Annotated in this window: 20 protein-coding genes, 1 other RNA gene and 2 other annotated features; of the genes, 19 read left to right on the plus strand and 2 right to left on the minus strand. The window is 43.9% G+C overall.

The genetic code is table 11. The features are described 5' to 3' along the window. Entirely contained in the window at positions 1 to 2,196 is a 2,196-nt protein-coding gene (locus tag ACTHPA_RS16055) for a RelA/SpoT family protein (protein WP_440501631.1), read from the plus strand. Between the two features lie 16 nt (positions 2,197 to 2,212). Further along, positions 2,213 to 2,653, plus strand: coding sequence for a D-aminoacyl-tRNA deacylase (dtd, locus tag ACTHPA_RS16060; RefSeq protein WP_440501633.1), 441 nt, complete (start codon positions 2,213 to 2,215; stop codon positions 2,651 to 2,653). Between the two features lie 103 nt (positions 2,654 to 2,756). Here the strand turns inward: dtd and ACTHPA_RS16065 are convergent, their stop codons facing one another. After that, positions 2,757 to 4,298, minus strand: coding sequence for an N-acetylmuramoyl-L-alanine amidase (locus ACTHPA_RS16065; protein WP_440501635.1), 1,542 nt, complete (start codon positions 4,296 to 4,298; stop codon positions 2,757 to 2,759). Positions 4,299 to 4,415: 117 nt separating this feature from the next. Further along, positions 4,416 to 4,649 (plus strand) — a binding site (T-box leader). Positions 4,650 to 4,715: 66 nt separating this feature from the next. On the opposite strand from ACTHPA_RS16065, the gene hisS reads away from it, so the two are divergent. From hisS to ACTHPA_RS16090, 5 genes are all read left to right on the plus strand, one after another. Next, complete coding sequence (hisS, locus tag ACTHPA_RS16070; protein WP_440501637.1) at positions 4,716 to 5,987, plus strand: histidine--tRNA ligase; 1,272 nt, start codon at positions 4,716 to 4,718, stop codon at positions 5,985 to 5,987. A gap of 18 nt (positions 5,988 to 6,005) precedes the next feature. Next, a complete protein-coding gene (aspS, locus tag ACTHPA_RS16075) occupies positions 6,006 to 7,763 on the plus strand; it encodes an aspartate--tRNA ligase (RefSeq protein WP_440501638.1) in 1,758 nt (585 codons plus the stop codon). A gap of 94 nt (positions 7,764 to 7,857) precedes the next feature. Next, positions 7,858 to 8,040: non-coding RNA, 6S RNA (gene ssrS, locus ACTHPA_RS16080), on the plus strand. 96 nt (positions 8,041 to 8,136) lie between these two features. Then, the gene (locus ACTHPA_RS16085; protein ID WP_440501640.1) at positions 8,137 to 8,904 is read left to right on the plus strand and encodes a tRNA threonylcarbamoyladenosine dehydratase; all 768 of its coding nucleotides are present in this window, start codon (positions 8,137 to 8,139) and stop codon (positions 8,902 to 8,904) included. Positions 8,905 to 9,198: 294 nt separating this feature from the next. Beyond that, positions 9,199 to 10,104: a chemotaxis protein gene (locus tag ACTHPA_RS16090; RefSeq protein ID WP_440501642.1), complete on the plus strand. Its 906-nt coding sequence runs from the start codon at positions 9,199 to 9,201 to the stop codon at positions 10,102 to 10,104. Between the two features lie 48 nt (positions 10,105 to 10,152). On the opposite strand, the gene ACTHPA_RS16095 is transcribed toward ACTHPA_RS16090, so the two are convergent. Next, positions 10,153 to 11,439, minus strand: coding sequence for a replication-associated recombination protein A (locus tag ACTHPA_RS16095; protein ID WP_440501643.1), 1,287 nt, complete (start codon positions 11,437 to 11,439; stop codon positions 10,153 to 10,155). Positions 11,440 to 11,593: 154 nt separating this feature from the next. On the opposite strand from ACTHPA_RS16095, the gene cymR reads away from it, so the two are divergent. The 12 genes from cymR to udk all read left to right on the plus strand — a co-directional run bounded on the left by cymR (position 11,594) and on the right by udk (position 24,044). After that, positions 11,594 to 12,013: a cysteine metabolism transcriptional regulator CymR gene (gene cymR, locus ACTHPA_RS16100; protein ID WP_440501645.1), complete on the plus strand. Its 420-nt coding sequence runs from the start codon at positions 11,594 to 11,596 to the stop codon at positions 12,011 to 12,013. A gap of 25 nt (positions 12,014 to 12,038) precedes the next feature. Continuing rightward, a complete protein-coding gene (locus ACTHPA_RS16105) occupies positions 12,039 to 13,181 on the plus strand; it encodes a cysteine desulfurase family protein (RefSeq protein WP_440501647.1) in 1,143 nt (380 codons plus the stop codon). Positions 13,182 to 13,202: 21 nt separating this feature from the next. Beyond that, a complete protein-coding gene (gene mnmA / locus ACTHPA_RS16110; protein WP_440501648.1) occupies positions 13,203 to 14,327 on the plus strand; it encodes a tRNA 2-thiouridine(34) synthase MnmA in 1,125 nt (374 codons plus the stop codon). 11 nt (positions 14,328 to 14,338) lie between these two features. Next, a complete protein-coding gene (locus tag ACTHPA_RS16115; RefSeq protein WP_440501649.1) occupies positions 14,339 to 14,992 on the plus strand; it encodes a tetratricopeptide repeat protein in 654 nt (217 codons plus the stop codon). 36 nt (positions 14,993 to 15,028) lie between these two features. Then, positions 15,029 to 17,482, plus strand: a complete 2,454-nt coding sequence (gene recD2 / locus ACTHPA_RS16120) for an SF1B family DNA helicase RecD2 (RefSeq protein WP_440501651.1) — start codon at positions 15,029 to 15,031, stop codon at positions 17,480 to 17,482. 38 nt (positions 17,483 to 17,520) lie between these two features. Next, positions 17,521 to 17,721, plus strand: a binding site (T-box leader). Between the two features lie 55 nt (positions 17,722 to 17,776). After that, positions 17,777 to 20,410: an alanine--tRNA ligase gene (alaS, locus tag ACTHPA_RS16125; protein WP_440501652.1), complete on the plus strand. Its 2,634-nt coding sequence runs from the start codon at positions 17,777 to 17,779 to the stop codon at positions 20,408 to 20,410. Positions 20,411 to 20,491: 81 nt separating this feature from the next. Then, positions 20,492 to 20,764: an IreB family regulatory phosphoprotein gene (locus ACTHPA_RS16130; RefSeq protein ID WP_060206092.1), complete on the plus strand. Its 273-nt coding sequence runs from the start codon at positions 20,492 to 20,494 to the stop codon at positions 20,762 to 20,764. Next, positions 20,761 to 21,180 carry a Holliday junction resolvase RuvX gene (gene ruvX / locus ACTHPA_RS16135; RefSeq protein ID WP_440501653.1) on the plus strand — a complete coding sequence of 140 codons (420 nt, stop codon included), beginning with the start codon at positions 20,761 to 20,763 and terminating at the stop codon, positions 21,178 to 21,180. The genes ACTHPA_RS16130 and ruvX overlap by 4 nt, the downstream gene beginning before the upstream one ends. Before the next feature lie 10 nt (positions 21,181 to 21,190). After that, positions 21,191 to 21,484, plus strand: coding sequence for a DUF1292 domain-containing protein (locus tag ACTHPA_RS16140; protein WP_440501655.1), 294 nt, complete (start codon positions 21,191 to 21,193; stop codon positions 21,482 to 21,484). A 99-nt stretch (positions 21,485 to 21,583) separates the two neighbouring features. Beyond that, entirely contained in the window at positions 21,584 to 22,702 is a 1,119-nt protein-coding gene (gene mltG / locus ACTHPA_RS16145; RefSeq protein WP_440501657.1) for an endolytic transglycosylase MltG, read from the plus strand. A 28-nt stretch (positions 22,703 to 22,730) separates the two neighbouring features. Beyond that, entirely contained in the window at positions 22,731 to 23,372 is a 642-nt protein-coding gene (locus tag ACTHPA_RS16150) for an O-methyltransferase (RefSeq protein WP_440501659.1), read from the plus strand. Between the two features lie 33 nt (positions 23,373 to 23,405). Next, a complete protein-coding gene (gene udk / locus ACTHPA_RS16155) occupies positions 23,406 to 24,044 on the plus strand; it encodes a uridine kinase (protein WP_440501660.1) in 639 nt (212 codons plus the stop codon). The last annotated feature ends 14 nt before the right edge of the window (positions 24,045 to 24,058 follow it).

Here is a 24,058-nt window from a genome sequence, read left to right on the forward strand (position 1 = left end):
ATGGCGAAAAATCGTGACATGACGGCAGAAGATATATTTGAAATCGTTGCCTCATATATGAATGAACAGCATGTCGCGTTCGTCAAAAAGGCGTATGAGGCAGCAGAGGCTGCTCATGAAGGGCAGTTCAGAAGTTCGGGTGAACCTTATATTCTTCACCCTATCCAAGTAGCTGGCATTTTAGCAGAATTGCAGATGGATCCTTCCACTGTCGCCGCAGGTTTTCTCCATGATGTCGTGGAAGATACCGACGTAAGCCGTGAAGATATCATACGTGACTTCGGTGAAGAAGTGGCGATGCTCGTCGACGGCGTGACGAAGCTGGAAAAGCTGAAATTCAAATCGAACGAGGAAAAACAAGCAGAGAACCACCGCAAAATGTTCATTGCGATGGCGAGAGATATCAGAGTCATTTTAATCAAGCTCGCGGACCGTCTCCATAATATGAGGACATTGAAACACGTCCCTGAGGAAAAGCAACGGAGAGTAGCGGCTGAAACTCTTGATATTTTCGCGCCGCTTGCACATCGGCTCGGAATTTCCACAATAAAGTGGGAACTGGAAGACACTGCCCTGCGTTATTTGAATCCGCAGCAATATTACCGGATTGTCAATATGATGAAGAAAAAAAGGGACGAACGGGAAAAGTATTTATTGAATGTGATGGAAACGATTCGTGCGGAAATTTCCGAAATGGGCATTGAAGCTGAAATCAATGGCCGGCCGAAACATCTGTATTCCATATATCGCAAAATGATCCTTCAAAATAAAGAATTCAATGAAATTTACGATCTTCTAGCTATCCGTATCATCGTTAAAAGCATCAAGGATTGTTATGCGGTGCTTGGAATTATCCATACATTATGGAAACCGATGCCGGGCAGATTTAAAGATTATATCGCTATGCCAAAACAGAACCTTTATCAATCTATCCATACGACGGTAGTCGGACCGGCGGGGGATCCGCTCGAGGTTCAAATCCGTACCGAGGAAATGCATAGGATTGCTGAATATGGGGTTGCGGCACACTGGGCGTATAAAGAGGGGAAAACCGTATCGGAAAAGCCGGATAATATTGATTCTAAGCTGAAATGGTTCCGTGAAATACTTGAATTCCAAAATGAATCTTCCAATGCTGAGGAATTCATGGAATCATTGAAATTCGATCTGTTTTCGGATATGGTTTACGTTTTCACACCTGATGGAGATGTCATTGAAATTCCGAAAGGATCGGTTCCAATCGATTTTGCGTACCGGGTCCATTCGGAAGTTGGAAATCGAACAATTGGCGCTAAAGTGAATGGGAAGATGGTTCCGTTGGATACAGAACTATTCACAGGTGACATCGTCGAAATTCTCACATCAAAGCAATCATTCGGACCGAGTCGTGACTGGTTGAAAATTGCGAATACATCGCAAGCTAGAAATAAAATTCGTCAATTTTTTAAGAAGCAGCTGAGAGAAGAGAATATTATTAAAGGCTCAGAACTTGTAGAAAAAGAAGTGAAGCTGCAGGAATTTGATCTGAAAGCCGTCCTCACTCCAGAAAACATTCAAAGGGCCATCGACAAATTCAGCTTTACATCAGAAGAGGACATGTATGCAGCTGTTGGCTCCAATGGCATCACGGCGCAGCAAGTCGTCAACAGGCTCGCTGAAAAGATTCGCCGGGAGCGCGACCAACAGGATGCGATTGATAAAATCGTGTCTGACATGAAAATGCCGCAACAAATGCGAACGACAGAATCTGGTGTTATCGTCAAAGGTCTTGAGAACTTGCTCATCAGACTTTCAAAATGCTGTAATCCGATTCCGGGAGACGAGATAGTCGGTTTCATTACAAAAGGCCGTGGCGTTTCAGTACACCGCGCAGATTGCCCGAATATCCTCACTGATGAAGATAATGATCGACTCATAGACGTCGAATGGTCGGTCGGCATGAACAATGAACGGAAGGAATTCCAAGTCGATATCGAGATTTCCGCATTTGACCGCCAAGGCCTTCTGAATGAAGTGATGATGATGGTGGCGGATACGAAAACACCGATAGTTGCAGTAAGCGGAAAAGCGGATCGTGATAAGCTTGCGAAAATTAGCATGACGATTAAGATTATGGACATTGCCCATTTGCATAGAATTGTCGATCGGATTAAACAAATTCGAGACATTTATTCTGTCCAGCGGGTGATTCATTAAGCAGGAAGGTGTTTGCATGAAAGTTGTTTTACAAAGAGCTAGAAATGCATCTGTAACAGTCGATGGCGAAGTGACTGGTTCCATTATGAAAGGGTATGTCCTCCTTGTCGGAATTACGCACGAGGATACTGAGCAGGATGCGGACTACGTTGCGAAAAAGATTGCGGGTCTTCGTTTATGGGAGGACGAAGAAGGGAAGATGAACCGGGCTATTGATGAAGTGGACGGTGAAATTCTTTCTGTCTCCCAATTCACACTGTATGGCGATGTAAGAAAAGGTCGCCGTCCAAGCTTCATTGAAGCTGCAAGACCGGAAAAGGCAGAACCTATATGGAATTATTTCAACGAAGCGCTCCGCCAGCAAGGCTTGAAGGTGGAAACCGGTGTATTCGGCGCCATGATGGATGTAAGCCTCGTTAATGATGGTCCTGTAACGATAATAGTTGAATCGAAATGATCTCATTGCAGCCCTAATAAAACGGGGCTGTGATTTTTAATTCCATGGCTTATTTTTTCATCAAAAAAACACCATGGAATTAAAAATCCCATGGTGTTGCAAGTCATTCGCCATCGAAAAACTCAAGCAGACCTTGATAAATTCCGTGAGTTGCCTGTTCGCGGAACATTTCGGTAGTCAGAATCCGTTCCTCGGATGGATTTGATAAGAATCCTAATTCGATGAGAACTGCATTTTGACGATTTTCCCGTAATACTAGGAAGTTGGCCGGCTGCGCTCCGCGATTTCGCAAGTTAATCGTCGATGCTAGTCCTTCATTGATAGAAGAGGCCAACGATTTTTGATTGCTATGCGTGTAATACGTTGTGAAACCAGTGACCGATGTATCAGGGTTAGCATCATAATGAAGGCTGACAAATGCATCGGCATTCGATTGCTGGCTGACGGAAACGCGTTTGCGAAGAGAAATGTATGTGTCTGATTCACGCGTCATGACAACAGTGGCACCTGCAGCTTTAAGCTTTGCAGACAACAGCTCTGCAGTCGCCAATGTCAAGAGCTTCTCGTCTGTTCCACGCGCTCCTGTCGTACCGCGGTCATTGCCTCCATGGCCAGCATCCACGACGATTGTGAGACCGTTTAACGTGCCTGATGCCCTAGCTGTCTTCTTCTTGTCGTCAGTACGTTCTGTCTGGGCCACGTTACCTGTTGAAACGACCCACTTGGCAATATAAGCCGTTTCTCCTGAAGATAGTGAAACATTATACCAATCGCCGTCTTCACCGACGACAGATAACTTCTCCCCGGCATTCGCCCTTGTGACGATGGACGATGATGTCGTTGCAGAGGATCTTAAATTTGTTCCATTCGTTAACACGGTTACTTGTTTATTACTAGCTGTTGATTTGCCGCCGGATGTGCTTTTTGGGCTCAATGTTCCGTGGAATGAATACACCCAACCGGAGGATTTCTTTCCTAAGGATAGACGGACCCAGTTTCCATCAGTTTCTTCGACTTGGTAGGATTCTCCTTTATGAATTAAGCCAACTCTCTTAGATGATAAATCTGGATTTTTTCTGACATTCAGCGCATCGACAGATACTGTAAATTGCCCAGTTTTATTCGCTTCCGCCTGCTTATTTTTTGTACCGGCTTGTCCTTTAGCACTTTGTTGAATTTCAGTAATGTAATCAGTATGTACCCATCCGTCAACGGCATTTGTAGAGATGGAAGCCCATTCACCTTGACGGCCTGTCATCACAGCTTCTTCACCGGCATTCATTTGTCCAATGACCGCTGCGTTTAATGAAGGCTCGGTCCGGATGTTCAAGGCATTCACTTTCGATACGGCAGTTGTTGCCGTTTGCTTCGTAGCTCCTTCATTGACAACAAGCCATGAAGCAATCCATCCTGTACCCGCTCCGAATTTGATTTCTTGCCAATCGCCTGCAGTGGATAGCACTTCTGCTCGTTCCCCTCTTTTCATAGAACCGGTCACAGGATAGGTGAGTCCTGGTCCTGAACGGACATTTAGGGATTTTGTATTGATGATGACTGTTTCGCCTTGAGCAGAAATTGTAGGCATCTCACAAACAATCGAAGCGAAAAGGATGATAGCTAGAATCCACTTGCTAAATTTCGACAAACTATCACTCTCCCTTTTTTCCATTGTAGAAGTTTTGTGAAGAAAAAACCACAATGAAATGAAAAAGGTTGACACTTCATGAATGAATGATTAAGATTATGGTTAATTCAAAACAACTATTTGCCGAAGACATGGAAAGTAACTGTATTGCAGGCTGACAAGAGAGGGATGGACGTGGCTGAAATCCATCCTACAGACGGATATAGTGAACAACACCATTGAGGCTCCATGCTGAACAAATTTTATCAGTAGGTATGGACGGAACCGGCCGTTATCCGGGTACGAGTGGGCATGTTTTTTGTGCCAATTTGGGTGGAACCGCGGAAGCTGACATAAGCTCTCGTCCCTTGTATAAACAAGGGATGGGGGCTTTTTTTGTTCTCTCGGTTCAGAAAAAGTGAAAGAAGGGGAAGTCAAATGAATTTCAAAGTGCCAAGAGGAACGCAAGATATCTTGCCTTCTGAATCGTGGAAATGGCAGAAAGTCGAATCGATCATTCGCGATGTGTGTGACAAATACCGTTACAAGGAAATCCGAACGCCAATTTTTGAGCAGACTGAATTGTTTCAAAGGACGGTAGGGGATACTACTGATATTGTGACAAAAGAAATGTACACGTTCACGGATCGTGGTAATCGCTCGATGACCCTCCGTCCGGAAGGGACTGCACCGGTTGTACGTTCATTCGTCGAAAATAAAATGTTTGGCTATCCTGATCAGCCAGTGAAACTGTACTACCAAGGTCCGATGTTCCGGTACGAACGTCAGCAAGCAGGAAGATATCGTCAATTCGTCCAGTTTGGAGTAGAAGCGATCGGCAGTGCGGATCCAGCAATCGATGCTGAAGTAATAGCTTTGGCAATGGGTGTCTATAAGCAAGCAGGTTTAACGGATATAAAGCTCGTCCTTAATTCGTTAGGTGATCGAGATTCAAGAAACGCTCACCGGGATGCTCTCGTTGCTCACTTTACTCCGCATATTGGAGAGTTTTGCAATGACTGCCAATCAAGACTTGAGAAAAACCCACTCCGCATACTGGACTGCAAAGTGGATCGCGAACATCCTCTAATGGGAACTGCGCCTTCACTGGCCAATTATTTGAATGAACAGTCAGCAGCTTATTTTGAACAAGTGAAAGGCTATTTGGATGAGATCGGCATTTCGTATGAACTTGATCCGAATTTAGTTCGTGGCCTCGATTATTATAATCACACTGCTTTTGAAATTATGAGCACTGCAACAGGCTTCGGTGCAATAACAACACTTTGTGGCGGAGGCAGATACAATGGCCTTGCGGAAGAGATTGGCGGTCCATCCGCTCCTGGCATCGGTTTTGGGATGAGCATCGAGCGCCTTTTGCTAGCACTTGAAGCGGAAGGGAAGTCGTTTACACAGGAAGCAGAACTCGACGTATATATCGTAACTCTCGAAGAATCGGCACATAGGAAAGGCTTCAAAATATTGAACGAACTAAGGGATGCTGGCATTCGTACTGATATGGACTATATGGATCGGAAAATGAAAGCTCAAATGAAGTCGGCAGATCGGTTCAACGCGAAAGCGGTCATCGTCATCGGTGAAGAAGAAGTTGAAGAGAATGTTGTTCAACTGAAAAATATGGCTGACGGCTCCCAAGAAACGATTGAAGACACAAGCATCATCGGAAAAATAAAAGAACAGTTGAATTAAGGAAGGTTGATGAACGATATGCAACGGACACATTATTGCGGACATTTGACGGAGAAAGTTATTGGCCAGACAGTTACATTACAAGGCTGGGTACAGAAAAGACGAGATCTTGGAGGTCTCATATTCATTGATTTACGGGACCGTGAAGGGATTGTTCAAGTCGTTTTCAACCCAGATTTCTCTAAAGAAGCGCTTGAAATCGCTGAAACTGTGCGTAATGAGTATGTTCTTGAAGTGACAGGAAAAGTCGTTGAGCGTGAAGAGAAGCAGAAAAACCCGAAAGTGAAAACCGGCTCGATTGAAGTGCATGTAGAAAAGGTGCACATCATCAACGAAGCAAAAACTCCTCCATTCATGTTAGAAGATGAAACGGATGTCAATGATGAGCTGAGGTTGAAATACCGTTACTTGGATCTTCGTCGTCCAGCACTCGCACGAGTATTCAAAATGCGTTCCGATATTACAAAAACGGTTCGTAACTTCTTGGATGGAGAAGGTTTCCTAGAAGTAGAAACTCCGATTTTGACGAAGTCAACACCGGAGGGGGCGAGAGATTATCTAGTTCCGAGCCGTGTCCATCCTGGTGAATTTTACGCATTGCCGCAGTCTCCGCAATTATTTAAACAAATGCTTATGGTGTCCGGTTTCGACAGATATTATCAAATTGCACGTTGTTTCCGCGATGAAGACCTTCGTGCTGACCGTCAGCCAGAATTCACTCAAATCGATATGGAAATGAGCTTCATGTCGATCGAAGACATTATGGAATTGAACGAACGTCTAATGAAAAAAGTGATGAAAGACGTTAAAGGAATCGATATAGAAATCCCGTTCAAGCGCATGCCGTACGATGAGGCAATGGGACGTTTCGGTTCGGATAAGCCGGACACTCGTTTCGGTATGGAACTGCAAGACGTATCCGAAATCGTGAAAGATTCTAGCTTTAAAGTATTTGCAGGAGCAGTCGAATCTGGCGGGCAAGTGAAGGCAATCAATGTAAAAGGCGCTTCGGACAATTACTCGCGAAAAGATATCGATGCATTAGGGGAGTTTGCATCGCGGTATGGAGCAAAGGGGCTCGCTTGGCTAAAAGTTGATGCGGAAGGTTTGAAAGGGCCGATTGCAAAATTCTTTGAAGGTGAAGCTGGAGAAGTTTTGGCGAAATCCCTTGAAGCTGAAGCAGGCGACCTTCTATTATTCGTGGCGGATAAGAAATCGGTCGTCGCCGATGCATTAGGAGCACTTCGATTAAAACTTGGCAAAGAGTTGGATATCATTGACGAAACAAAGTTCAATTTCCTTTGGGTCACTGAATGGCCATTATTTGAATACGACGAAGAGCTAGGGCGCTACTTTGCTGCCCATCACCCATTCACAATGCCTGCTGATGTCGCTGGTCTTGAAGCAAATCCTAACGATGTTAAAGCACAGGCGTATGACCTCGTGTTAAATGGTTATGAGCTCGGCGGCGGATCGTTGCGGATCTATCAACGTGACGTTCAGGAAAAAATGTTCAAAGCTCTCGGTTTCTCCGGAGAAGAAGCACGCGAGCAATTCGGATTCTTGCTTGATGCTTTTGATTATGGGACTCCTCCGCATGGAGGAATCGCATTTGGATTGGACCGAATCGTCATGTTATTATCCGGTTCGACAAATCTCCGCGATACAATTGCATTTCCGAAGACTGCAAGTGCAAGCGACCTGCTGACAGAAGCACCAAGCAGTGTGGATAGCGCACAACTTTCCGAATTAGGGATTTCTATCCAGTCGAAATGAGTAGAATGGACAAGCTATTGAAATAAAAATGTAATAAAATGCGGAAGTAAAATCGTTGAACGCAATTATTATGTATGGTAGTATACAAGTAATACGAATCCTGAAGTGTACGTTTTTTGCAAATCAGTTTTGACCGAACATATTTATCGTAGGGAGCTTTCATTCTGGCTTGGATGGAATGCCCTAGTAAAGGGACTTCAGAAGAGACTGATGAAGCACCCACCTGCTGAGTGCGGGTTCAAAACGATACTACAAAGACGGCACATTCGGGATTCGTTCCTATTCTTTTACAAACACTTGGTAGATTATATCCCCCTCTGGCGTCCTGCGGAGGGGTTTTATATTGACTTATATACGGAGAGGTGGAATACCATTGTTGCACCAATTTTCCCGGAATGAACTGGCTATAGGCAAGGAAGGCGTCGACTTAATGCGTCAAACGACTGTTGCTATACTAGGCGTTGGCGGTGTCGGTTCATTTGCAGCAGAAGCCTGCGCTCGCAGTGGCGTCGGCCGGATTATTCTTATTGATAAAGATACAGTAGACATTACGAATGTCAATCGTCAGCTCGTAGCAACATTATCAACGATCGGCCGGTCAAAGGTTGAAGTGATGAAAGAACGGATCCATGATGTGAACAAAGATTGCGAAGTGATCGGTCTTCATATGTTCTACACAGAAGATACGTACGAAGAGTTTTTCAGTTACAAACCCGATTACGTAATCGACGCATCAGATACAATCAGTTATAAAATCCATTTAATTAAAGAATGTGTTTCAAGAGGCATCAAGATCATTTCAAGTATGGGAGCTGCGAATAAACTGGATCCAACCCGTTTTCAAATTGCGGACATTTCTAAAACGCACACCGATCCAATCGCAAAAGTGATTAGACTCAGATTGAAAAAGGAAGGTATCAAAAAAGGGGTCCCTGTTGTATTTTCCGATGAAAGCCCAATTGTCATCCGAGAAGACGTCGCCGACACAGTCGGAAACCCGGACGCGCAAATTCGCAAGGCGAAGATGCCGCCTGCATCAAACTCCTACGTCCCTTCCGCTGCAGGGTTGGTCTGCGCAAGCTGGGTTCTCAACGATATCGTAAAAGACATTCATATCGAAAGAGTAAGGGACAAGAAGTAAAAATAAAGCTGTTTTCCTGTTATTTAGGGAAACAGCTTTTACTGTTTTCTAAAGGAATCTCCAGGATTGTAGCGAAAGGCGGCGACTCCTGTGGGAAAAGCTTGAGCTGAAAGCCCTGGAGGCGCAAAGCGATGAGGAGATTGAAGCCATGCCCACAGAAAGCGACTGCCTGAAGCGGAAATCCGGTATTGAAAAAGCCTTGTTCCCTTTATCCCCACCTGATACAATCAATTAGTAGGTCGAAAATCATGAAACTTAAGCATTATAATATAGAAATTGGAAGGATTGAAACCATTGCAAAAACAGGATGGAATCTTACTAGAAAGCGGTACGAACGAACTTGAAATCGTCGAATTCCAAATGGGAGACAACCGCTATGGAATCAACGTCATCAAAGTGAAAGAAATCATTCTTCCTACACCGATCACAGTCATCCCACACGCTCATCCATCCATCGAAGGAATCATTCAGCTCAGAGGGGCGGTCCTTCCTGTTGTCAATATGGAAAAAGTAATGGGGCTGCCGCAAACAATCGGCAAAAACGAAGGAAAATACATCGTCGCCGCCTTTAATAAGCAAGAAGTCGTTTTCCATGTCCATGAAGTCGCGCAAATCCATCGCGTATCATGGAATCAAATTGAAAAACCGGCAGATTTGTACACTGGGGACGCTTCCCAAGTAATCGGCGTCATCAAACGTGAGAATGACATGCTTCTACTTTTGGACTTTGAAAAAATCGTCGTTGACATTAATCCGGAAAGCGGAATTCAAGTCGAAGAAGTAAGAAAGCTAGGTGTTAGGGATCGGTCTCATAAAAAGATTCTCATTGCAGAAGATTCTGCGTTGCTACGGAAATTATTAAATGAAACATTAACAGAAGCGGGTTACGGTAATATTGAGTTCTTTGAAAACGGTAAAGATGCATTAGCATTTTTGAAAAATTTGATTGTTGAAGGTAAAAAGGTGAGTGATGAAATTCAACTAATCATTACTGATATTGAAATGCCTCAAATGGACGGGCATCATTTCACGAAGAGAATTCGTGCAAATAATGAACTGGCGATGTTACCGGTAATTATCTTCTCGTCATTGATCACTGATGAACTTAAACATAAAGGAATCAGCGTCGGTGCGAATGATCAAGTGAGTAAACCAGAAATTGCTGAGCTCGTACTCAAAATGGATAAGTATATTCTATAACAGAAAGCACCATCCTCGTATTCGGTGAGGACGGTGCTCTTTTTTGTTTTATTTCTCCTTCTTAAACGCCTTTAGCCGTTCATAAATGCCTGCCAGTCGTTTCTCTTCTCCTGCAATAATCGGCTCGTAAAACTCTGCCTGTTTAATTTTATCTGGCAAGTACTGCTGATTTACCCATCCACCAAATGTGCCGATCGGCGTATCGTGAGGGTAACGGTATCCCTCATGTCCAAGTTCAGCTGCTCCTGCATAATGCGTATCACGCAAGTGAAGAGGGATATCTCCCGTTTTTCCTTCGTTGATCGCTTTCACTGCAGAATCGATCGCTTTATAAGCGGAATTCGATTTGGAGGCAAGGCACATTTCAATGACAGCGTTCGCCAATGGAATTCGCGCTTCGGGCATACCTAGCCGGACAGCTGCCTCAGTTGCAGCAAGCACATGAGGGCCAACTTCCGGTGCCGCCAAACCGATATCTTCGTATGCCATGACAAGTAGACGGCGGGATACCGCAACGAGGTCACCTGTCTCAAGTAAATTAGCCAAATAGAAAATAGCAGCGTTCACATCACTGCCACGCACTGATTTCTGCAAGGCGGATAGCAAATTATAATGATGCGATCCTTTTTTATCCCCGACAAGCCCAATTCTTCCGATTAGATTATCGATAAGCCAGTCTTCAATAACGACTTTGCCTTCTTCTTCATCGCTTGCAGAAATGATAGATTCTAATAATGTTAGCGCTTTTCGGGCATCGCCGTTCACGCCTTCTGCAATTTTACGAATTTGGTCATCTGTCATCTCGATCGTCATTTTACCTAGGCCGCGCTCTTCATCGTGTAATGCCCGTTCAAGCAATTTGACCAAGTCTTCAGACTCCAACCGATTCAATTGAAGAATCTCGCCACATCTAGATCTGATGGCAGGATTTACATCGTGAAAAGGATTTTCAGTCGTTGCGCCGATTAGGATAATTGATCCTTTTTCGACATGAGGAAGCAGTGTATCTTGTTGTAGTTTATTGAAACGATGAATTTCATCAAGGAACAATATGACTTTACCTGTAATCCGAGCCTCTGCAACAACTTCCTCGACATCTTTTTTCCCTGAAACTGTCGCGTTCAATGCGATGAATGGCAAGTGGCTCGTACCTGCAATGGCATAGGCTAATGATGTCTTTCCGATTCCTGGTTCTCCGTATAGCAGCATAGAAGGGACATGTCCTTTGCTGATCATCCGATAAAGTGCCGTTTCTTTTCCAATTATATGTTGCTGTCCTGCAATATCATCTATGTTTTTAGGTCTCATGCGAAACGCTAACGGTTCATTATGCAATCAAATCACTCCCCCGTACATCCGTTCCACTATTATACACGACGGTAAGCACGAAGTCATTTGAAGGAAGCCTGACGGCAGTTATGCTATAATATTTTGAAGTGAACCGATGAATTACTAAGTGAAATGGACGAGAAAAGGACGTTGGTTATATATGAGGATTTCTACGAAAGGCCGTTATGGCCTTACTGTAGTTGTGGAACTTGGGAAGAAGTACGGAGAAGGGCCATTGCCATTACGAAAAATTGCTGAAGAGCATAATTTGTCGGAAGCTTATTTGGAACAGCTCATTCCGGCATTACGAAATAGCGGTATTGTGAAAAGTGTTCGTGGTGCATATGGCGGCTATAAACTTGCAAAGCCGCCAGGTGAAATTACCGCGGGCGACGTTATCAGATTGCTTGAAGGCCCTATCCAGGTCGTAGAAGGAATCGAGGACGACAAAGTTCCGCAACAGTCGTTATGGAACCGAATCGGTGACGCGATACGCGAAGTGCTAGACACAACGACAATCAAAGATTTGGTGGAGTCGGACGAATCGACTGATCTTGATGGATATATGTTCTACATTTGAAGTTAATCATTAAAGGAGTTTTATTATGCAAACGATATATTTGGACCATGCCGCCACTACTCCGATCCATCCAGAAGTAAGTGCAGTTTATATGAATGCAATGGATACAGTTTTCGGCAATCCTTCAAGCATCCATAGCTTTGGACGTAATTCCCGAAAATTGCTGGATGACGCACGCAAGACGATGGCGGAAGCAATCCATGCCGAACCGAATGAAATCATTTTTACATCAGGAGGCACAGAGGCCGATAATATTGCGGTTTTTGGTACTGCCGCTGCAATGAAGGAAAAAGGGAATCATATTATTACGACAGCGATTGAACACCATGCTGTTTTGAATTCGTGCAAGGAGTTGGAGAAAAGCGGTTTTCATGTGACATATTTGCCCGTTGATGAAAACGGTAGGATAAGTGCTGAACAGGTTGCCGAGGCGCTGACCGATCAAACAGTGCTTGTTTCAATTATGTACGGAAACAATGAAGTTGGCACGATTCAACCGATTAAAGAGATTGGCGCAATCGTTAAGGACCATCAAGCTATTTTCCACACCGATGCTGTCCAAGCATTCGGAATTATGGAGTTGAATGTAAATGAACTGCAAGTTGATCTGCTCAGCGTCTCTGCCCATAAATTGAATGGACCTAAAGGCGTCGGCTTCCTGTACCAAAGAAAAGGGCTCCAGACGACTCCGCTTCAATTCGGTGGAGAACAGGAGCGGAAAAGACGCGCAGGAACAGAAAATGTCCCTGCCATTGTAGGTTTTGCGGAAGCAATAAAAATTGCTAGAAATGAAATTGAAAACAATCATCAAAAATATAATCGATATAAAGCAATCATGACTGACATCTTCCGTAAAGAAGGAATTGACTTCGAAGTAAATGCGGATGAAGTCGATCGGCTTCCTCATGTTGTGAATATCAGCTTTCATGGAACTGAAATTGAATCGTTACTCGTCAATATGGATATGGCGGGTATCGCGGTATCGAGCGGCTCTGCATGCACCGCAGGATCGTTGGAACCGTCGCATGTATTATCTGCGATGTGGGGAAATGATTCTCCTAAACTTAGGAATTCTGTACGTTTTAGCTTTGGTCTTGGTCTCGATGAACAGTCGGTCCGCGATGCAGCGATGAAAACAACACAAATTATTAAGCGGCTTGTGAAATGAAAAAATAAAGGATGAATACGTATGAGAACTACAAATAAACCAATAGCCGAAACGCGGGTAGTCATTGGTATGTCTGGTGGAGTGGATTCATCTGTTGCTGCTCTTCTATTAAAAGAGCAAGGATATGATGTAATCGGCATTTTTATGAAAAACTGGGATGATACTGATGAATTCGGTGTTTGCACGGCAACCGAAGATTATGAAGATGTCATCAGCGTATGCAATGAAATCGGCATTCCTTATTATGCGGTTAATTTCGAACAGCAATATTGGGACAAAGTCTTCACATATTTTCTTGAGGAATATAAAGCAGGAAGAACTCCGAACCCTGATGTAATGTGTAACAAGGAAATTAAATTCAAGGCATTCCTGGATCATGCAATGAGCCTCGGCGCGGATTTTCTGGCAACAGGACATTATGCGCAAGTCGTTGAAACGGATCAAGGCGTTGCAATGCTTAGAGGGAAAGATGAAAACAAAGACCAAACTTATTTCCTCAATCAACTATCGCAAGAGCAATTGCAAAAAGTAATGTTCCCGATCGGCGGCCTTGAAAAATCAGAAGTAAGACAAATCGCTGAACGTGCAGGGTTAACGACAGCAAAGAAAAAAGACTCCACAGGCATTTGCTTTATCGGGGAAAGAAATTTCAAGGAATTCCTTGGACAGTATTTGCCTGCTCAACCAGGAGCTATGAAAACAATGGACGGCAAGACGGTCGGCAAACACGATGGCTTGATGTATTATACGATCGGTCAACGACATGGACTAGGGATTGGCGGTGCAGGCGATCCATGGTTCGTTATCGGCAAAGACTTAAAGGAAAATACTTTGCTCGTCGGTCAAGGATTCCATCATGACGCACTTTATTCCGATAGCTTAACGGCTATTAACATTGGCTTTGCGACTGCACGCACAATACCTACTACTTTTGAGTGTACAGCGAAATTCCGCTATCGTCAGCCGGATACGAAAGTGACAGTTCAATTAACTGGTGATGGCAATGCCAATGTCATCTTTGCTGAACCTGTTAGAGCAATCACACCGGGACAGGCAGTCGTCTTTTATGATGGCGAAGAATGTCTAGGTGGAGGAACGATTGATAAAGTAATAAAAAATGGCATGCATTTAGATTATGTAGGATGAGAGGAAATAGTATGGAACACAATGAAATAGGAATCAAAGCCCTGCAAGAAGGGGAATACGAAAAGGCGATTGAAGCGTTTATGAAAGCTGCAGAGCAGGAACCTGAGAATCCAGTTGGCTATATTAATCTTGGAAATGTCTTCGCTTCAGCCGGTGATACAGACAGGGCAGAACGGTTTTTCCAAAAAGCGATCAGTTTGGATGAAAATGCAGGTTCTGCGCTTTATGGATTAGGAAATCTTTATTATACGAATGAAAGATTTGAAGAGGCGGCAAAATTGTATGAAAAGGCGATTCGCGCAGGTTTGAATGAAGCGGATGCTTTTTTCATGCTTGGAAAGAGCTTGAAACAATCAGACAATCCAAAGCTCGCTTTACCGTATTTTCAAAGAGCGGCAGAGTTAGTGCCGGATGATTTGGAAATACGTTTATCGTACGGAATTTTACTAGCGGAAATGGAGCTCTTTGAAGAAGCGAGGAAGGAATTATCGTTTGTCATAGAGAAAGATAAAGAAAATGCGGATGCCCATTATAATTTAGGTGTCCTTTACGCGGTCTCAACCGATCGGAAGGATGATGCACTTTTCCATTTGGAAAAGGCATTTACGATTGAACCTGATCATACACAAGCACGATATATATTCGATATGATCAAATTAGGTTAATGTCTAAAATGGGCTAAACGTAAGGCGGTGATCTGTATGGCTGAAGGAAAAGGAAATAATGAAGCGATTTTTATCGTTGGACGGCCAGTCGTCACTATTTTCCATAATCCTGATAATCTCTTTTCCATTGTGAAAATGAAAATAAGTAAAACGAATAGCGGCTATGGAGATAAGGAAATTGTCATTAAAGGAAATTTTCCTCCTTTGGCGAACGAAGACGACTATAGATTGACGGGAAGACTTGTCAATCATGCGACTTATGGGAAACAGTTCGATGTCCACACGTTCACAAAAGAAATGCCAGAAACCGAAACGGGAATCGTCCATTACTTATCCGGTGATCTATTTCCTGGAATCGGAAGGAAAACTGCCGACACTATTGTGAAAACATTAGGTAAAGATGCCATTAAACAGATACTCGAAAATCCTGATGTGCTTGATCGGGTTCCAAAGCTGTCGGAAGAGCGGAAAGAGACCCTCATTACCGTTCTTCAGGAAAACCTTGGGTTGGAACGAAGCATGGTCCAGTTGAATGAGTGGGGATTCGGTCCCCAGCTTTCGATGCGCATTTACCAGACGTATCGGGAGGAAGTCATCGAGCTGCTAAAAGAAAATCCATTTAGGCTAATTGAAGACGTAGAGGGAGTCGGATTTCAACGGGCAGACGAATTAGGCAGACAGCTCGGAATCACTGGCAAACATCCATCACGAGTAAAAGCCGCAATCCTTCATACGATGAACCAAGGAGTTCAGTCCGCTGGGCATGTCTATTTAGAGGCAGAGACAGTACTGCCCGAAGTGAAGCGGTTGCTTGAATCGAGTCAATCGGAAGAAGTGCCATTTGACAATATTTCCCGAAGTATCATTGAGTTGGTTGAGGAGAGTAAGCTGTGCGGAGAAGGAAAAAGGCTTTATATTCCTTCACTTTATTTTTCGGAAATTGGCATCGCCTCTAAAATGGATAGAATTATGGAGAATGATCTTTCCGACAAGTTTCCGGTATCTGAAATCCGAAAGGCGATAGGTGAAGCGGAAGAGAGGCTTGGCGTCAGCTATGCTGAAACCCAAGTGGCCGCCATTGAAAAAGCTCTCCATTCACCTGTTATGATTTTAACAGGTGGACCGGGAACGGGGAAAACGACTGTCATCCGAGGTTTAGTAGAAGTATTTGCGGAGCTGCACGGCCTATCACTTGACCCGAAGTACTATGCGGATAAAGAAGAGACCTTTCCAATCGTTTTAGCAGCACCTACTGGACGAGCGGCGAAGAGAATGTCTGAATCGACAGGTTTGCCTGCAATGACTATCCACAGGCTTCTCGGATTCAATGGACAAGAAAAGGATGATGCAGTCGGTAGAGAGGTGGAAGGGCGGCTCATCATTATCGATGAAATGTCTATGGTCGACACTTGGCTTGCGCATCAGCTTCTGAAAGCCTTACATGATGATATCCAAGTATTATTCGTCGGCGACCAAGATCAGCTTCCACCTGTTGGTCCAGGCCAAGTGTTAAAGGATATGCTCGACTCGGAAAAGATTCCGGTCGTTGAACTGACTGAGATTTATCGACAAAGCGCCGGATCGACAATCATAGAAATGGCTCATATGATTAAGAATGCAAAGTGGACTGATGATGTCACTAGAAAAACGTCGGACCGCTCTTTCATAAAAGCAAACGGGGATCAGATACTCGAAGTGGTCGAACAGGTCGTGAAAAACGCCGTTTCGAAAGGTCACCATATTAGGAACATTCAAGTTCTAGCACCTATGTATAAAGGACCTGCAGGCATTGATGGACTGAACAAAATGATCCAGCAGATGGTAAACCCACCTGGACCTGATCGGAAAGAAGTCGTCTTCGGTGATGTCGTCTATCGTATTGGGGACAAAGTGCTCCAGCTCGTCAATCAACCCGAAAGCAACGTATTCAACGGTGATATGGGAGAAGTCATTTCCATCATTAAGGCGAAGGAGACAGTCGATAAAAAGGAATTGCTCATTGTTTCTTATGATGGAATCGAAGTGGAGTATGAGCGAAATGATCTAAATCAAATTACGCTCGCTTATTGCTGCTCCATCCACAAGTCCCAAGGAAGTGAGTTTCCTATTGTCGTAATGCCGATAGTCCGAGGATATAGGAAAATGCTGCGGAGAAATCTTTTATATACAGGCATAACTAGGGCTAGAAACTTCCTTATCCTTTGCGGTGAGCCGGAAGAATTCAAAATCGGTATTAACCGGACGGATGAGCTGGAACGGCAGACGACGTTGAAAGACCGGCTGCGGAAGGAATCCACTTTTGAAGACCGGACAGATACTGTAATAGCTCAGCAAGACGATGAGCTACAAGTTGAACCGATCGAAGCCGTCAGTGAAATTCCGGAAATCCCGAAAGAGTATAGGCTGACAAAGGAGACGATTTTCGGAATCGACCCGATGATCGGTATGCAAGGTATCACTCCTTTCGATTTTCTGGAAGCGAAGGATTGACACGGGGACGGGGATTCCCTATAATCCAAAGTATCATATGAAATTCGATGACGGAGAAAGTACGCTTACCGCTATGCTCAGAAAGGAATCCCTAGGCTGCAAGGATTCCCATGGCCGTTTGCCGGAAAGCTACTCCTGAGAGCAACTAACACTTGCCGTTAGCCGCGTTATGGCTTCTTGAGATACCGGCTTTCCGCCGGTAAATTAGGGTGGTACCACGAAAAATCTTCGTCCCTTGTACAGGGGCGGGGATTTTTTTATTTGTATCGCTCAACTATTAAAGGAGGATTACTCATGAAAAAATTAACAGCAGCTGAAATTAGAAGAATGTTTCTCGAATACTTCAAAGAACACGGCCATAGCGAAGAGCCATCAGCACCACTAGTCCCAATTGACGATCCATCACTTCTTTGGATCAACAGCGGCGTCGCAACACTAAAAAAATACTTTGACGGACGTGTAATTCCGACAAATCCGCGCATTGTCAATGCACAAAAATCAATTCGCACCAACGACATCGAAAATGTAGGCAGAACTGCTCGCCACCATACATTCTTCGAAATGCTCGGGAACTTCTCAATCGGTGACTACTTCAAAGAAGAAGCGATCATTCGCGCATGGGACTTCCTAACTAATGAAAAATGGATTGGCTTTGACCGAGAATTGCTCTCTGTCACTGTACACCCGGAAGATAATGAAGCATACGACATTTGGAAAGATAAAATCGGCATTCCTGAGGAACGCATTATCCGATTGGAAGGTAACTTCTGGGATATCGGAGAAGGTCCGAGCGGTCCGAACTCTGAAATTTTCTACGATCGCGGACCAACTTTCGGCGACGACTTCTCAGATCCGGAATTGTACCCTGGCGGAGAAAACGAACGTTATTTAGAAATTTGGAACTTAGTATTTTCTGAGTTCAACCATAATCCAGATCATACGTACACCCCACTACCGAAGAAAAATATTGATACAGGAATGGGTCTTGAACGGATGGCTTCAGTCATCCAAGAAGTGCCTACGAACTTTGATACAGATCTTTTCATGCCAATCATCCATTCAGTGGAAAAAGTGTCAGGTGAAAAGTATGGCGAGGATGATGTAAAGGATACCGCATTTAAAGTTATCGCAGACCATATCCGTACTGTTGCATTCGCGATCGGCGATGGTGCATTGCCTTCCAATGAAGGAAGAGGCTACGTCTTAAGAAGACTTCTACGTCGCGCTGTCCGCTTTGCAAAACAGTTGGGCATCAACAAGCCGTTCATGTATGAACTCGTTCCTGTCGTAGGGGAAGTTATGCAAGACTTCTATCCACAAGTCAAGGAAAAAGAAGCTTTCATTATGAAGGTCATTAAGAATGAAGAAGAACGATTCCATGAAACGTTGAATGAAGGATTGGCAATTTTGAATGGCGTCATCGAAAAAGCGAAAGCGAGCGGCAACACGATCGTATCCGGTGCGGATGCATTTAAGCTTTATGACACATACGGTTTTCCTTTCGAACTGACAGAGGAGTTTGCGGAGGAAGCAGGCGTTGAGGTCGATCGTGCTGGATTCGATGAAGAAATGGAAAATCAACGTAAACGTGCAAGAGCTGCACGGCTTGATGTCGATTCGATGCATGTACAATCGGAAGTGCTTGGCAATATTCACGAACAAAGTGAATTTATCGGCTATGATCAATTGTCTTGCGAGACAAAAATCATTGCACTCTTGCACAATGGCGAATTGGTCGCTCATGCTTCAGAAGGTGATGAAATTCAGTTCATGCTTGAACGCACTCCATTTTATGCGGAAAGCGGCGGACAGATTGCCGATAAAGGAATCATTACAAGTGATACATTTATCATCGATGTGAAAGATGTGAAAAAAGCACCGAATGGTCAACATTTGCATACTGCTGTTGTTCGTTCAGGTGAAGTATCTGAGAAAACCGAAGTATTAGCTGAAGTAAATCCGGAATTACGTAAAATGACGATTAAAAATCATACAGCAACACATCTTCTTCATAAAGCATTGAAAACCGTCCTCGGAGAGCATGTCAATCAGGCAGGATCATATGTCGGTCCTGACCGTCTCCGTTTCGACTTCTCCCATTTCGGGCAAGTGACGAAAGAGGAACTAGAAAAGATTGAAGCGATTGTTAACGAAAAGATTTGGGCAGACATTCCAGTCCAAATCGAACAAAAACCGATCGGCGAAGCAAAAGAGATGGGTGCGATGGCGTTATTCGGTGAAAAATACGGGAATATCGTTCGAGTCGTTTCAGTCGGAGATTATTCTATCGAATTATGTGGCGGCTGCCACGTGCCCGCAACGTCTACAATCGGCCTCTTCAAGATTGAATCGGAAGGCGGCATCGGAGCGGGAACGAGAAGGATTGAGGCGGTAACAGGCCAAGAGGCATATCATTCAATTAAAAACGAAGAGGCTCTTCTTACAAATGCCGCAGCATTATTAAAATCTAACCCGAAAGATATTGTTACGAAGGTTAGTGCATTGTTAGTAGAAATGAAAGATCTTCAACGCGAGAATGAATCACTTTCTGCTAAGCTTGGAAATAGTCAGCTTACGGATATCCTTGCTACTGCACAACAGATTGACGATGTGACAGTGCTAGCGGCAAGGGTAGATGTGAAGGACAATAATGCACTTCGCCAAATGATTGATGAATTGAAGCAAAAAGTGAGTAAAGGTGTAATCGTTTTAGGTGCTGCAGCTGATGAAAAAGTTCTATTGGCAGCGGGAGTGACAGAAGATTTGAAAAATGGGAACTTCCATGCTGGAAAAATCGTCAATCATGTAGCATCTCTCTGTGGTGGCAAGGGCGGAGGCCGTCCAGACATGGCGATGGCAGGTGCGAAAGATGCTTCTAAACTTGATGAAGCACTTCATTCCGTGTATGATTATGTCAAATCCGTTTAAGCGGAAATGGATGTCGGGTATAGAGCAAGTGGGAAAGGTATCCGATTTGTAAACGGACGATTGGAAAGCGGGGTGTCGACTATGAATTCATACGACAAGACGATGAAATTCAACTTTCCTGAAGAATCGATGGAGCAAGAAGTGAAACAAGTTATGCTTCATGTGCACAAAGCACTGGAAGACAAGGGCTACAATCCTATCAACCAAATCGTCGGTTACCTATTATCGGGCGACCCGGCTTACATCCCTCGCCATTACGAAGCGCGTAACCTAATCCGGAAGTTGGAAAGGGACGAGATTCTTGAGGAACTGGTGAAGTTTTATATCCGTGAAAACGGAGGTAAGACGAATTGAGGGTAATGGGAATGGATGTAGGATCCAAAACGGTCGGTATTGCAATCAGCGATGCGCTTGGGTGGACAGCCCAAGGCATCGAAACGATTAAAATCGATGAAAGTACCGGCCAATTTGGCATGTCTAGAATTCAGGAACTTGTAACTGAATATGCTGTCACCTCTTTCGTAGTCGGTTATCCGAAAAACATGAATAACTCTGTCGGTCCGAGAGGGGAAGCATCCGAAAAATTTGCTGACATGTTGAAAGAGACGTTTGGTCTACCCGTTATGCTTTGGGATGAACGACTGACGACGATGGCTGCAGAACGCATGTTGATTGCAGCTGACGTGAGTAGGAAAAAGAGGAAGACGGTCATCGATAAGATGGCAGCAGTCATGATACTTCAAGGGTATCTTGATTCAAAAAATAGATGAGGTGAATAGAATGGAACATGGACAAGAAACAATGACAGTCGTTGATGAGCACGGTGAGGAACATGTGTGTGAAGTAATCTTCACATTTGAGTCGGAGGAATTTGGGAAATCATACGTCCTATATCATATTTTAGGTGAGGAAGAAGTAGGCGATGATGAAGAAGTTGAAATTCATGCTTCTGCATTCATTCCTTCTGAAGACAACGAAGACGGTGAACTATTACCGATCGAAACTGACGAGGAATGGGACATGATCGAAGAGATGCTAAATACTTTCCTTGCAGAAGACGAAGACGAAGAATAATCCATATGTGCACGGACGGAATGGTGCAGGCCATTCCGTCTTTTTCACTGCCATGGACCTATAAATAAATAGTAATTGTTCGGAATGAGGTGATGCTAGATGGATAATGGCTCGAAAAAGGATCAAATGTTTGAAAAAATGCTTGAACAGAAGAAAGAAGTAAAGATAGTCAGGCGTATCGTGTTTGTTGTTGCGCTCGTTCTCATCATCGGAGGTCTAATCGGAGGTCGAGCGGTCTATAAATACATAACGGGAGCCCTTCAACCTGTCGATCCGAACTCGGAGGAAGTAATTGAAGTGGAAGTTCCGATTGGATCTGGACTGACATCCATTTCAGAAATGCTGGAAGATAAAGGTCTCATCAAGGATGCTAAGATCTTCAAATATTACGCGAAGTTCAATAATGAATCCCAGTTCCAGGCAGGAACATACGGCTTGACAAAAGCGATGACGTTAGATGAATTGATTGAAAGCCTTAAAACGGGGAAAGTGTATAGGACGCCTGTGTTTACGATGACAATTCCCGAAGGCTTGACGTTGGACCAGATTGCCGCAATCGTTGAAAAAAGGACAAGCATTACGAAAAAAGAGTTTTTGGACTATGTCAATAATGAACAGATAATTACCGATCTGATGGGTAGGTATCCGAACATCCTTACAGAAGAAATCTTGGGAGAGGATGTCAGATATCCACTGGAAGGTTATTTATTCCCTGCGACGTATCCGTTTTATGAAGAAAAACCGACTGTCGATACAGTCGTTTCGACGATGCTAAATGCAACGTCTGATAATATTACTCCATATTTTGCCTATCTTGAAAGTAATGAAAAATCGGTTCATTGGCTGCTCACTTTTGCCAGTTTGCTTGAAAGGGAAGCGACGGCAAAAACGGACCGTGAGACGATCGCTAGTGTGTTTTATAATCGACTCGATGACGGTATGCCATTACAGACCGATCCGACTGTCCTATACGCTTTAGGTGAACATAAGGATCGAGTCTTATTTGAGGATCTTGAAATCCAGGATCCATATAACACGTATGTAAACACCGGTCTTCCTCCAGGTCCGATTGCAAATGCAGGTAAATCTTCGATAGAGGCCGTTGTTGACCCTTCTATTACAGACTATTTATATTTCCTTGCCGACAAGGAAGGAAATAATCACTTTGCGAAGACCTATGATGAGCACTTGGCAAATCGGGCAAAATATATTGATTAAGTGATTCAAAAGAATGGAAGTGCCTTGAATGAAAGACATAGAAGCCTATATTTCGGAATTGCGGGAAGAAGATAACTCGCTGATTCGTGAGATGGAGGAGTTCGCAGCGCAAAATCGTATTCCAATAATGGATCGTAACGGAATAGAAACGTTTATCGGCCTCCTTAGGATTCAGCGTCCAAAGTTTATACTTGAAATCGGAAGCGCAATAGGCTATTCTGCTATCCGGATGGTATCTGCATTAGAGGGAACTTCAGTCGTTACAATTGAACGGGACAAGGAGCGCTATGCATCCGCATTGGAATATATTGAACGAAGCGGTTTTGGGGAGAGGATTACGATCATTGAAGGAGATGCCCTTCTCCTACATGATGAATCGCTTCCTTCCTTGAAGTATGACGCCCTTTTCATCGATGCGGCTAAAGGGCAATATAAGCGATTCTTTGAAAAATACGCAGAGCATTTGACGCCGGGTGGCATCATTTATTGTGATAATATGTTTATGCATGGTGCTGTGATGCTGCCTGATGAAGAAGTGCCAAAACGGAATCGGACGATGATTCGTAATTTGAAGGAATTCACTTCATGGGTCATGAAGCATCCTAAATACGAAACATCATTGCTGCCAGTCGGCGATGGAATCCTGGTTGCTGTCAAAAAGAGGGACTGAGCAAGATCCCTGTAATTTGTGGGAGGAAAAGAAATGGATAAAAGAAAGCCTCTTGTCATCGGTATCGCCGGTGGTTCGGGATCAGGAAAGACAAGTGTAACGCACCGAATTTATGACGTCTTTAAGGAGCACTCCGTTGTCGTCATCGAACAGGACTTTTATTACAAAGACCAATCTCATTTGGAGTTTGAAGAAAGATTGCGGACGAATTACGATCATCCTCTTGCATTCGATACGGATCTGTTGATTGATCATATCGGAAAGCTTCTTGATCGGGAGCCGATTGAAAAGCCGGTTTACGATTATGCGCTTCATACTAGGTCTGATCGAAAAATAGCCATTGAACCGAAAGATGTTATCATTCTTGAAGGAATTCTCGTTTTAGAGGATGAAAGGCTTCGGAATCTCATGGACATTAAACTCTTTGTCGACACGGATGCAGATTTACGCATCATTAGACGCCTTATGAGGGACATAAATGAGCGAGGAAGAACAATCGAATCGGTTATCGAACAATATCTTTCGGTAGTTCGTCCGATGCATAATCAGTTCATTGAACCGACAAAGCGCTATGCGGATATTATCATTCCTGAAGGCGGTCATAATGAAGTTGCAATAGACTTGATGGTCACGAAAATAAAAACAATTCTTGAATTTGGAACGAAATTGTAATATGATAAAGTCAG

This window comes from Sporosarcina sp. SAFN-015 (assembly GCF_051966875.1).
Lineage (GTDB): Bacteria > Bacillota > Bacilli > Bacillales_A > Planococcaceae > Sporosarcina.

Excerpts from the sequence above, each read along its gene's own strand:
- ACTHPA_RS16055 (WP_440501631.1), top strand. The coding sequence starts at position 1 with ATGGCGAAAAATCGTGACATGACGGCAGAAGATATATTTGAAATCGTT.
- dtd (WP_440501633.1), top strand. The coding sequence starts at position 2,213 with ATGAAAGTTGTTTTACAAAGAGCTAGAAATGCATCTGTAACAGTCGAT.
- hisS (WP_440501637.1), top strand. The coding sequence starts at position 4,716 with ATGAATTTCAAAGTGCCAAGAGGAACGCAAGATATCTTGCCTTCTGAA.
- aspS (WP_440501638.1), top strand. The coding sequence starts at position 6,006 with ATGCAACGGACACATTATTGCGGACATTTGACGGAGAAAGTTATTGGC.
- cymR (WP_440501645.1), top strand. The coding sequence starts at position 11,594 with ATGAGGATTTCTACGAAAGGCCGTTATGGCCTTACTGTAGTTGTGGAA.
- ACTHPA_RS16105 (WP_440501647.1), top strand. The coding sequence starts at position 12,039 with ATGCAAACGATATATTTGGACCATGCCGCCACTACTCCGATCCATCCA.
- mnmA (WP_440501648.1), top strand. The coding sequence starts at position 13,203 with ATGAGAACTACAAATAAACCAATAGCCGAAACGCGGGTAGTCATTGGT.
- ACTHPA_RS16115 (WP_440501649.1), top strand. The coding sequence starts at position 14,339 with ATGGAACACAATGAAATAGGAATCAAAGCCCTGCAAGAAGGGGAATAC.
- recD2 (WP_440501651.1), top strand. The coding sequence starts at position 15,029 with ATGGCTGAAGGAAAAGGAAATAATGAAGCGATTTTTATCGTTGGACGG.
- alaS (WP_440501652.1), top strand. The coding sequence starts at position 17,777 with ATGAAAAAATTAACAGCAGCTGAAATTAGAAGAATGTTTCTCGAATAC.
- ACTHPA_RS16130 (WP_060206092.1), top strand. The coding sequence starts at position 20,492 with ATGAATTCATACGACAAGACGATGAAATTCAACTTTCCTGAAGAATCG.
- ACTHPA_RS16140 (WP_440501655.1), top strand. The coding sequence starts at position 21,191 with ATGGAACATGGACAAGAAACAATGACAGTCGTTGATGAGCACGGTGAG.
- mltG (WP_440501657.1), top strand. The coding sequence starts at position 21,584 with ATGGATAATGGCTCGAAAAAGGATCAAATGTTTGAAAAAATGCTTGAA.
- ACTHPA_RS16150 (WP_440501659.1), top strand. The coding sequence starts at position 22,731 with ATGAAAGACATAGAAGCCTATATTTCGGAATTGCGGGAAGAAGATAAC.
- udk (WP_440501660.1), top strand. The coding sequence starts at position 23,406 with ATGGATAAAAGAAAGCCTCTTGTCATCGGTATCGCCGGTGGTTCGGGA.